Here is an 11562-nt window from a genome sequence, read left to right as displayed (position 1 = left end):
TTATTTTCCTTCCGTTTTATTAAAGGTAAGTAAAGGGATCTTGCCGTAAAAAGAATATTCCTCAGCATTAGAAGGAAAGAACAACTTTTCAAATATAGATCTTGACTGGTGGGTAAACAGTACCAGCACGGAAGGTTTATCCGACTTTATCGCCTGTTCAATATCCTCCAGCAAGGTATGGGTAATATCCCGCCCTGGGGTCAGCAGCCTCACTTTATAATCCGCTTTTTTCTGTAACGAGGCTTCCGCCAGTTCCTTATCCAATGTAAATTCGTAGGGGTAGGAAATGTGCATCATCGAGACACTGGCATGGATAGGCCGGGCAAAGTCGATGACCTTTTTGAGCTCGTTTTCATAATCGGTCATATCCGACGCATAGAGGATGTGTGTTAATTCCTTTAAATGGTAAGAACTTGGGATACATAAAACCGGCACCGCAGAACTGCCGATCAGTTTAGCGGTATAGGTACCGAATATTTTTTTAAGGCTACCGGCACCACGGGTACTGATGCAGATATAAGAACAGTTATGCATATTGGCATAATCCATGATCCCGTCCACTACATCGATATTAGATACCAGTACCAATTGATGATTAATTTCGGGTTCATGGATATCGTGATAGATGGCGGCGATGAATGATGTTAATTCTTCCACCGTTTTTTTTCTAAAGGTATCGCTATACTCTTCAAAGGCATGTTCGCTCCATTTGAAGGGCTTTAAGAGATGGTAAACGTGCAGGATGATCAATTCCGCTTTGCGTAGTTTGGCCAGTTTAATGGCAAAGCGGATTGCCGCCTTTGAATTAACGGACTGGTCGGTGGTAACAAGTATCTTTTCCATAAGTTTAAGGTTAATGGTGAGCGATGAACAAGGGCGCATTAATAGCTTTCATCAGCCGGTCGGCCATGCTTGATTTAAACCAGCGCGAGACCCCGCTGCGCTGATAGGCCCCTAAAACGACGAGGCTGTTTTTGCTGCTGTTTTTAAGGTAAGTTAAAAGCTCTTCTTCGGGGTCGCCGTTTAACAATGTGTAGGTTGCCGCAGGGTAATGACAGGCGATGAATTCCCTGACCAGGGTTTCATCGGGGAGTTCTGCAGTATCATGAGTATCTGCTACCGAAACCACTTCGGTGGCTTTGCTGCGTAACCAGGGCATCATATAATTGAACATTTTTATGGCATGCACCGAGGCCGGTTTTCCGTCATAAAGCAGCACGACTTTTTCGATCTCCTGGTATTCAGCCGGAATGATCAGGACCGGGCACTGTGTGCCTGCCATTAACTCCCTTATAAAATGGGTTGGTGGCTGACCTGGTACATGGCTGAATGTTTCACCTGCGCTGACCAGCAGCAGGTCACTATAGATACTTTCCCTGAGCACTTCCGGTACAGAAAAGCTGGGGTCATGGTGTATGGAATAGCTGATATGTGCTTTTTTGCACGCCTGCTCAAAAATGCCGGCCGATCTTAACCTGGTTTCTTTGTCCTTCTCCAAAAGATGCTTCATTTTTACCTGTGAGAGGCCATGGCTCCCGATGAGATCATCCAGCCGGTAACTGTTATAGAGAAATGACTCCAGAAAAACACCTGACAGTAATGCCTTGGTGCTTTCAGCCAGTTTGATCGCGTAAGCCAGGGTGCTGTCTGCGAATTTTAATCCATCAAATACTGCGCTTATTTTTTTCATGCTATTACTATATAGAAAGCTCCGACCCTCTTGACAAAGTTCCCTAAATGATTGAAATGAGCAATGACGCCTGCCAGCGAAATAAATGACCTTTATCACATTCGGCATTACAATGGCTTGCCGTCAGTTACCATTGCCTTACTTAGTTTATTCGGTCAGGTTTTGTGGCCGCATACTAATGCACTTGCCCCATATCCGATGATCAACCCGCTTCCCACAAGGGCACGCTGCGTTAAATTAGTCATGATGCCCGGGGTTTTCAGGAAAGATGAGCAATGGCGTTTGACTATGCTGCATGGCCTCTTTCAGCGGATTTTCGTTAAACAGCCGGTACCACACCGGATGTTTCCGGTAACGCAATTCGATCAAATCCGCATGCTTTTCAGTGCTGAGCTGTTCCAGCGCGCCCATGACGTTGGCTGCCCTAAGATTGGAGCAGCCGATACCCGGATAAAGGTGCATGACCCGGTCGGTGAAGGAGGAGGTTCGCAATTCTTCCGCGAAGTCCGGAATCAGTACCGGCCGGGAAACATGGCTCAGGCTCACCCGCGCCTTTAAGCGGGCGGAAAGCCTGACCAATTCAGCGATCACCCGCACGTCCGCTTCCGCAAGGTCAGTCGCGAATATGACATGTCCGATCTCCGGCCCGGGCCAGCCGGCAGGTATAACCAGGACCGGGCAGGCAACCAGCTGCAGCACCGCTTTGACCTCACCGTCAAAAAGCAGGTCGCCATAAGATCTTTTGGAGACGCCCATGATGATCAGTACGCTTTTTTTCGCCGCGCCAACCCCGAAACACCGTCTGCCAGCCGGCCTTCCAGCGCGATGGGCCGGATTGTCGGCGCATCGCCGGGCAGCCCAAGGCTACGCAGGCGGTTTATAGGCCGCCGGGCCTCGTTGTCGAGGCGGCCAGTGCTTTCGCGCCTTTTATCGTCCGCGCTTCTTTGCGGTATAATGGCAGACCCTACAGGTGGCAAATAAGGAGTAATCGGATAAGCATTCACCAGCAGCACATCGGCGCCTAGCTTTGCTGCGATTAGCAATGCGCTTTCGGCCGCACGCATGGCCCCGGCAGAAAAATCGGTTAGGATTAATACATTTTTCATAACAGGGGCGTAAATTTTATGCTAATTTCGGTTTTAAGCGTGTTTTTAAAATGACAACCATCACCTAATCAAGTGTTTCCCAGCATGGCAACGGCCATACTTTTATTATCTTTAATCGCATGAATACACTAATACACCTTATGCCTCACGCCTGTGTGTGTGCGTGGACCTTCGCGGGCCAAAAACTAAAAGTTCCATTTAATTATTCCCGTATAATCAACACCAAATTTAATTTCACACCAAAGCCCTCATTTAAATCACAGATAATTAAGATTCATGATGCTTTCATCTTTTAAAAATCACATAATTTACCTATCTTTATTACATAAGATTTGCAATTAATCTGTATCAAAAAAGTGGTGAGCATTTCGGTGAGTAAGAAATAAAGACCGCATAACATATTGAATACCAAACCGGTTTGAGAGGTGTACAAATCCCTCCCTCTCCGCCAAGTACTTAATAACAAAGATTGAAAACGCTTAAAATCTATGATTTTAGGCTTTTTTGCTTTTAGGACAAGTCCAATCCGACCGTAATTTTCCAATCTGATCGAGACCTCTTGCGAGACCTATTCGGTTCCACTAACTTTAGGTCTCGCTAAGCATCATAAAAGTCTATTAATTAACATTTTAACTGCCAATGCGATGATCAGCACAATTTGTATCAATTTTAATTTAAAAAAGACCAAAACCCTGGCCAATGGGACCGCCCCAATTTATTTAAGAATTACTATTGATGGCAGCAGAGTCGAATTTTCTACAAAGCGTTATGTAACAGCCAGCCGATGGAATCCGAAATCTCAGAAAATGACCGGCACGACTGAAGAAGCAAGGATATTTAATACATATTTGAAAACCTTGGAACAATTAGTTTTTGCGACGCATCAATCAATGATGGAAGCCAGATTGCCAATAACTGCAGACCGCCTGTAGGACATTAGTTGTCCGGCGACTGGCTGAAATTAAAAATATTGACGTCCAAATACATAAGCGCATAGTTCGGTTTTTCGGTCCGTACTGGGAAATAATTACTCAAGTCCTATTCAAATCATAGAACAACTGATGTTAGGAAAAATGACAGCAAACGCCCAAATTAAGTTTTAGCTTGGTAGACATTCGTGGTTTGGCAGATATTCATATCAAAGCAATAATAAACCCGGAAGCAAACGGAGAACGCTTTTTCACATTGTGCAGATGGAATAACTTCGTCTTGGTGTGCTATGTTTAACCAACGGGTAAAAATTGTAAGGCGTCCGAAGCCTCGAAAGCCCTGGATGTCTTTAATTAATCATTTTACATTAATATTTCAGCACAATAAACCCGGTTTTATACTTCGTTTCATTTCCATCTTTATATTCCAAAGAATAAAAATAAGTACCAGCTTGCTGTAGCTTGCCATTTGAACTTGCATGCCCGTCAAATACGTTAGTATCATTGTTGTAGCCTTTTACCTCGTACACCAGTATTCCGCTGCGGCTCATTATCCGCAGTTTATTTTCAGGATAAGCTGTAATGCCGTCAATAATTAACACATCACTGTTGCCATCGCCATTTGGCGATACGTTTTGGTGTACCAGCAAGTTATTATCTACCCGGTTAGAATTTGTTGTGTATAATGATGACGTTCCGCCCGGTGGCAATCGGGTAAATTTAATTGAATAGGTTTTGGTTGTTATACCATCCTGTGCAATTACCACTGTATTAATTATATTGTCACCTACATTTAGCGGTATGGACGCTGATGCCGCCCCGCTGGATACCGAGACGCCATTTACTTTTATCGTCGCTGTGGCATCCTGCACTGTAGGCGTTATTTTAACGCCGGTTTCGGTATTTGGTACCGTGGTAGTATAATCCTTATAGTCGGGCCCGCTTACTACCGTCAGTGTAGTTACAGGGTTTACCTTTAAGGTGGTTAAAAGAGCGTTATTTGAAAGCCGGGTTACCGTTAACGTGTAGATTTTGGTGGTTGTACCATCGCTTGCCGTTACCACGGTTGTAATTGTATTTAACCCAACGACCAGCGGCAATGCTGTCGATGCCGTGCCGGAAGCAACCGTTGTGCCATTCACCTTTATAGTTGCGTCTGCATCGCTGGCTGTGGGCGTTACCGCGATAGTTGCGGTATTTACCGTTGCTGTGTAGCTGATGGCGCCTGCCGCAAACACCGGCGTCAGCGTGCCGCTGCTTATTTTCAAACCAGCCAGGTTGGCATTGGTTGTTGGTAAGCGGGTGAATTTTATAGAATACGTTTTGGTGGTTATGCCGTCCTGCGCTGTTACTACCGTATTAATTACATTGCCGCCGGCATGTAATGGTACAGCAGCAGAAGCTGTACCGCTGGCTGTGACTACACCGTTCACTTTAATGGATGCGGTAGCATCCTGCGCTGTGGGTGTAATTTTAACACTGGTTTCAGTATTGGGAACTGCGGTTGTATAATCTTTGTAGTCGCCCCCACTCACTAAAGTCAGCGCCGTTGAAGGGCTTACTTTTAATGTGGTTAGAAGAGCATTATTCGAACCGTTGGTTACCGTTAATCTATAGGTTTGGGTGGTCACCCCATCCTGGGCAGTTACCACTATGTTGATTACGTTAGCGCCGGCATTTAGGGCTATTGCCCCAGATGCTGTCCCGGATGCTAAAGTTGTGCCATTTACCTTAACTGTTGCAGTGGCATCACCGGTTGTAGGGGTTACCGTTATAGTAGCGGTATTTACTGTTGCCGTGTAACCGGTTGTGCCTGCAGCAAACACCGGGGTTAGCGTGCCGCTGCTTATTGTAAAACCAGCCAGGTTGGCATTGGTTGATGGTAAGCGGGTGAATTTTATAGAATACGTTTTGGTGGTAGTACCATCTTGTGCTGTTACTACGGTATTAATTACATTGTCGCCTACGCTTAACGGTATCGCAGCCGAGGCTGCCCCGCCGGCCGTGGCTACGCCGTTTACTTTTATGGATGCAGTCGCGTCCTGTGCTGTGGGCGTTATTTTAACGCTGGTTTCGCTGTTAGGCACTGTAGTTGTGTAATCTTTGTAGTCAGCCCCGCTCACTAAAGTCAGCGCCGTTGATGGGTTTATCTTTATGCTGGTTAAAAGGGCATTATTCGAAAGTCGAACTACAGTTACCGTATAAGTTTTGGTATTTACACCATCCTGTGCAGTTACAACAGTGCTTATAACATTGGCCCCAACAATTAGCGGCAGCGCAGCTGATGGGCTTCCGGAAGCTACCGTTACGCCATTAACTTTTACCGTTGCTCCGGCATCGTTAGTAACAGGGGTAATGGTGACCGACGATGTTGCATTGCTCACCGATGCGGTATATGCTGTGTTAGCTGAGGAAAAAACTGGGTTTAAAACTCCGCTGCTAAGGCTCAAGCCTGCAAGCGTAGCATCAGTTGAAAACCGGGTAACCGCTACGGAATAACTATCAGTAGTGATGCCATCGCTTGCCGTTACCACAACCGCGATGTTATTTACCCCAACAGTGAGGCTTATGGGTGCCGATGCCGAGCCGGATGGCGTACTTGCCCCGTTTACGGTTATAGTAGCCGCAGGGTCGCTCACTGATGGTGTTACAGTAATGTTTTGGATAGCGCCATTTACGGTAACGGTGTAATTGTTAACGCCTGGAGAAAAGGCAGGGCTTAAAGTTCCCGTGCTAACAGTCAGGCTGGTTAATGGCACCGGGGGCAGTGGTATGTAAGCCCATGCCGCGCCCGCATTTGCATTATCGTTTTGGTCGCCGGCAAACGCGGTAGAAGCGTCAGCACTTATCGTGACAGATTGCCCCATACCGGGTTGGAAATCAGTAAGTATTAAGCCTCCGCCAACAAGCTTGCTGCCGTACACCGCCCAGGCGCCATTATTTCGGCGGAAAACCCACATCGCACCCATATTTTTATTATCATTGGGTGCTCCGACCATCGCGATATTGCCATCAGCACTTAAGCCAACGGATTGCCCAAAGGATAAAAAGCTGCCGATAGCTCCCGTTGCCGTTAGTTTATTGCCCTGTTGTGCCCAAACGGCATTGTTGCGCGTAAATATCCAGGCTGCCCCGGCCGAGCTATTATCATGGTAACCGCCAATTAAGGCCGTATTGCCGTCGGCGCTCAGCGAAAGCGCATTGCCAAACTCTCCAAGGCCGCCTGTTGCGCCGCTGCCGGTTAGTTTACCGCCCTGCTGTGCCCAGGAACCATTGTTATTGACAAACGCCCAAACGGCGCCCGTGCGGGAGGCATCAAAAAAGCCACCTACTAATGCAGTGTTCCCATCAGCGCTAAGTGCGACGGCATTACCGAAATAGGAATTGCCTGTTGCGCGAGTCCCGGTCAGCTTATTGCCGTTTTGCGTCCAGGCGCCTGCGTCGTCACGCTTAAATATCCATGCTGCGCCTTGAGATAAATTATCGTAAGTACCCCCAATCAAAGCCGTATTCCCGTTTGCGCTTAGTGACAGCGCTGAGCCGAAATAGCTACCGGGTGAACCTGCCGCTGCATCGCTGCTGCTTAGTTTATTTCCCTGTTGCGACCAAACCCCGTTGTTGCGCGTAAATGCCCAAAATGCGCCTTTGCCGCCTGCATCTGTTTGTGCACTGAAGATCACAGTATTCCCATCGGCACTGATGGCCACTGCCGACCCTTGCAACGCCGTTCCGATACCTCCGGTACCCGAAAGCATGGCCTGTTGCGTCCAGGCGCCGCTTTGGCGGGTAAATACAATGACGCCGCCGGGCGAACTATTAAGGCTTGCCACCGCCGTGTTGCCATCGGCACTTATCGCTACTGCGTGCCCGACTTGCGACGTTGCTGTAACACCCGAAGTTGCCACAATTTTGCCGCCCTGTTGCATAACGGGCGGCAATGTCGGTGTTACGGTAAAGTTGCCGGCACCGGTAGTTGAGCCAAAAATGGTGTTTACCGTGACATTCCCCGTACTGGCGCCCGGCATTACCATGGCCAAAATTTGTGTGTCGGTATTGGAAACAGGGATGGCCGGAACGCCGCCAATGCTGACTGTTGACAGGGTTAGAAAGTTGCTTCCGGTTAACGTAACCAGGGAGCCGACCGGCCCGGATGAAGGACTAATCGCTGAAATTACAGGCGTAGCTGTGGTTATTTTGTTGCTGCTTATCGCATTGGTGGTTAAGCAAGGGTAATTGCTGGTAAAGATGCACCATACCTGGTCGGTTGCTGTTAAGGCATTATCAGAATAGCTGGGCGAGTTGGTGCCAACAACCCCGCCATTTTTATACCAGGCGTATACCGGGGCCGTTCCGCCGTTTGTTGCTGTGGCGGTAAAGGTTACCGTTTGAGGCATACAGGCCTGGCAATTTGCAGCTGCCGCAATTTTTACCGATGGCGTAAGCAATGGGGTAACCGTTACCGTATCAGGCAGTACCATGCTAACAGCACATGAACTTACAGCATTGTAAATAATTTTTAGATACCCATTACCAGCCTGGTATCCCTGTGTATGTACTACATTTTGAAAAATGGCCGCATTGGTATAACTGCTGCCACCGCCGCCACCGCCAGAAGTGTTGCCGCCACCACCGCCATAAAAGCCGCCGCCTCCACCGCCTCCTACGGTGCCGCTGTTTGATAAACCCTGGCCGCCCTGGCCCAGGCTGCCAGACTGGGCGCAGCTACTGGCATCGCAACTACGGGCACCGCCGGCGGTTTGAGAACCTCCGCCGGCAGCGTTACCGTAGTAAGTAACATCGTACTCTCCATTTTGGCCTGTCAGGCCCCCACCTGCGCTTCCGCTTAAGTTGGCAAAATATTCATAGCCACCACCACCGCCCCCTGCTACCAAAACCCGGCTGCTAAGTGCCTGCCCGTTTATACGTATATCTGTTGCGCCGCCGCCGGCGCCCGCGCCATTTGTACCTCTATAAGGTGCATTACCGCCCCCGTTATACCCACCCAGTATGGGGTTATTGTTCCTGCTGGCTTGAAAATCGCTGCCAGCACCCCCAACGTAAATGCTCAGTACCTGGCCCGGAATAACCGACATGGTAGCCTGAACCCTACCGCTGCGGCCACCACTAATGCCGCCCCGCCCACCGCCGCCGCCATCTGCATCAATTTGCATGCTGGTTACACCTGCAGGTATGGTAAAATTTTGTACGCCACCCGTATAGTTAAATATAACGGTATCCGGTTGAACCGGTGCAGTGATCCGCGCATAATAAACCGTTGTTTGGGCCGGGCTAACCGAAATGCTGCCGCCGGCAGGCGTGCTGCCGAGCAGATTGCCGCCAGTGGCCGCATCGTACCAGTTAATGGTTTGGTTGTTTTGGGTTACCGATAGGGCACTGCTTGATCCTGCACATATTGATGCTGGTGTCGCCACCGCTTTCGACATGAACTTCGGCGCATTAATATTCACGGGTATCCTGGTGCCCCCGTTATCAGAAACCCAATAGGTGATGTTGCTGTTAATGGCAGGCGTTGTAAATGCAGCACCTGTAAATAAAAGGTTACCGCCCGTTATGGCATCATACCAGGTAAAGGGCCCGGTGCCCGACGCTGTAAGCATAGTTGTACTGCCCGGGCATACGATAGTGTTGCCGGTGACCGAAGGAGCCGGCACTACCGTTACCAGTACGGTGGTCGTTGCCGAACACCCCGTGGAAGTAATGGTACCGGTTACCGTCCACGTTTGCGTTGCCGATGGGATGAAAGTAATGGAAGGGCTGTTTAACGAATACGGAACCGACCATTGATAGTTATCGGAATTCCCACTTGCCGTCAGGGTTACACTGGTGCCGGCAGTTACGGTTATCGGGCCACCTGCACTAATAACCGGCAGTGGATTAACGGTCACGGTAGTTTGCGCCGTACTGTTGCAGCCTGCATTATTATTGTGCCCGGTCACGGTATATACTGTCGTTGCTGTGGGCGACACATCGATCGACGCACCCGTTAAATTGCCTGGCATCCAGGTATAGCTATCGGCACCCGAGGCATGAAGCGTTACCGTTTGCCCGGCACATGTGGTTTGTGATGCCGATACCGAAATACTTGTCACCGTAACTGTTACGGTACTGCTATTACTGCAGCCGCCATTGGTGAGTGTACCTGTTACCGTATAAGTAGTGGTAACCAAAGGGCTTACGGTAACCGAGGCGCCGGTTAAATTGCCGGGTTGCCACACGTAAGTATTTGCGCCGGTGGCAGTTAACGTCACCGCAGTACCTGCGCAAGTGATTACATTGACGCCGGCACTTACCTGTGGTGTGGTATTTACCGTAACGGTAAGCGGCTGCCGGGTCACCACCGCGCAGTTGGCTGATGAATTATAAGTAATGATTAATTGGCCATTACCACCCTGGTATCCCTGTGTATGTACTACATTTTGAAAAAAGGTCGAATCGGTATAACTGCTGCCGCCGCCGCCACCGCCAACAGAGCCACCACCGCCACCGCCATAAAAGCCACCGCCACCGCCGCCGCCGCCCTTGCCACCGTCACTTTGGCCATCGCCGCCCTGGCCCCGGCTGCCAGCCGGGGCGCAGCCATTGGCATCGCAACCACCGGCGCCACCGGCTGTTTGAGAACCTCCGCCGGCAGGCTGACCGTTTGAATAAAGCGGCCCGGTATTGCCTGTTAGGCCCCCACCCGAGCCCGAGCCTCCGGTAAAGTTGGGATAAGATCCAGTGCCACCACCACCGCCGCCTGCTACCAATACCCTGTTGCTGAGTGCCTGCCCGTTTGTACGTATATCTGTTGCGCCGCCGCCACCGCCCGGACCACTATTAAAGCAAACGGGGCCATTTCCGCCTCCGTTAAATCCACCGGGTGAACTGGAGCCAGAATGAAAATCGGCTCCGGCTCCGCCTACATAAACGCTCAGTACCTGGCCCGGCGTAACGGCCATGGTAGCCTGAACCCTGCCGCCGCCGCCGGCTTTGCTGCCACCACCCAGGTCGGTACCTTTCCCACCCCGGCCGCCACTTGCATCAATTTGCAGGCTGGTAACTCCAGCCGGTACCGTAAAAGTTTGTACTGAGCCAGTATAATTAAATGTAGCTGTGTCTATTTTGGCCTGCGATTGCGCATAATAGGTAGTAGTGGCATTGGGCGATACGTTAAACTTGCCGCCGCTGGGAACACCGGCCAGCAAATTACCGCCAGTTGCCGCATCATACCAATATACGTACTGACCGGCAGTTGCATCCACATTTGCGGTAAGCGCACTGAACGTGCCCTGGCAAATTGTGGCCGGCGTTGCCAGCAGATTGGTAGGCGTGGTTAACGAAGGCGCGGCCGCCACTACAACTGTTACAGCCAGCCTGCTGCTGGTGCTGCCGCTTACCGTTTGCTGCACATAATAGTTTTTGCTGGCCGTTAATACCGGTGTGGTATAGGTAGCCGATGTTGAAAGCAGGGTTCCGCCTGTTGCGGCATCATACCAGCCAAATGAAGCGCCCGACGCGCCGCTGGCGGTAAATGTTGCCGTGCTGCCGCTGCATATAGTAAAGTTGCCACTTACAGAAGGCGTACCGGGCGTACCTTGTGCCCGCGCTGTTAAGGAAAGCGCTGATGCTGCAATAAAAAAAATTGTTAACTTAAACAGTCCGGGCATATAGCGGTAAAAATGTTTCATAAAGACTTTATTGAGCTGGGCAGATTATTTCATGTTTTTTTTTGCAATAAGCTGTCTTGAGAGCTCCGAGCGTGACCCAAGCAGCTTCGCTAAAGTTAGACCGAAAAAGGATACGTGTCTATAACATGAATGGGGTATACGGAGTAGTC

The 11562-nt window shown here is 49.8% G+C and carries 6 protein-coding genes; 1 reads left to right on the top strand and 5 read right to left on the bottom strand.

Annotated features, from left to right (window positions below; all coding sequences use genetic code 11):
- The 4 genes from Q0R52_RS28035 to Q0R52_RS28020 form a co-directional block, all read right to left on the bottom strand.
- Positions 1-843 (bottom strand): universal stress protein, encoded by an 843-nt coding sequence (locus Q0R52_RS28035; protein ID WP_295801656.1) that lies wholly within the window; start codon positions 841-843, stop codon positions 1-3.
- A gap of 10 nt (positions 844-853) precedes the next feature.
- Entirely contained in the window at positions 854-1690 is an 837-nt protein-coding gene (locus Q0R52_RS28030) for a universal stress protein (protein WP_295801653.1), read from the bottom strand.
- Positions 1691-1927: 237 nt separating this feature from the next.
- Positions 1928-2446 (bottom strand): hypothetical protein, encoded by a 519-nt coding sequence (locus Q0R52_RS28025; protein WP_295801652.1) that lies wholly within the window; start codon positions 2444-2446, stop codon positions 1928-1930.
- 5 nt (positions 2447-2451) lie between these two features.
- Positions 2452-2796, bottom strand: coding sequence for a universal stress protein (locus tag Q0R52_RS28020; protein WP_295801651.1), 345 nt, complete (start codon positions 2794-2796; stop codon positions 2452-2454).
- Between the two features lie 644 nt (positions 2797-3440).
- Here Q0R52_RS28020 and Q0R52_RS28015 point away from each other — a divergent pair.
- Positions 3441-3728: an Arm DNA-binding domain-containing protein gene (locus tag Q0R52_RS28015; protein ID WP_295801649.1), complete on the top strand. Its 288-nt coding sequence runs from the start codon at positions 3441-3443 to the stop codon at positions 3726-3728.
- A 365-nt stretch (positions 3729-4093) separates the two neighbouring features.
- On the opposite strand, the gene Q0R52_RS28010 is transcribed toward Q0R52_RS28015, so the two are convergent.
- Positions 4094-11413: a cadherin-like beta sandwich domain-containing protein gene (locus Q0R52_RS28010; protein ID WP_295801647.1), complete on the bottom strand. Its 7320-nt coding sequence runs from the start codon at positions 11411-11413 to the stop codon at positions 4094-4096.
- Positions 11414-11562: the final 149 nt, after the last annotated feature.

The organism is Mucilaginibacter sp., assembly GCF_025359345.1.
Taxonomy (GTDB): Bacteria; Bacteroidota; Bacteroidia; order Sphingobacteriales; family Sphingobacteriaceae; genus Mucilaginibacter.
This window is presented reverse-complemented; position numbering and strand designations above follow the sequence as displayed.

Excerpts from the sequence above, each read along its gene's own strand:
- Q0R52_RS28020 (WP_295801651.1), bottom strand. The coding sequence starts at position 2,796 with ATGAAAAATGTATTAATCCTAACCGATTTTTCTGCCGGGGCCATGCGT.
- Q0R52_RS28010 (WP_295801647.1), bottom strand. The coding sequence starts at position 11,413 with ATGAAACATTTTTACCGCTATATGCCCGGACTGTTTAAGTTAACAATT.
- Q0R52_RS28035 (WP_295801656.1), bottom strand. The coding sequence starts at position 843 with ATGGAAAAGATACTTGTTACCACCGACCAGTCCGTTAATTCAAAGGCG.
- Q0R52_RS28030 (WP_295801653.1), bottom strand. The coding sequence starts at position 1,690 with ATGAAAAAAATAAGCGCAGTATTTGATGGATTAAAATTCGCAGACAGC.
- Q0R52_RS28015 (WP_295801649.1), top strand. The coding sequence starts at position 3,441 with ATGATCAGCACAATTTGTATCAATTTTAATTTAAAAAAGACCAAAACC.
- Q0R52_RS28025 (WP_295801652.1), bottom strand. The coding sequence starts at position 2,446 with ATGGGCGTCTCCAAAAGATCTTATGGCGACCTGCTTTTTGACGGTGAG.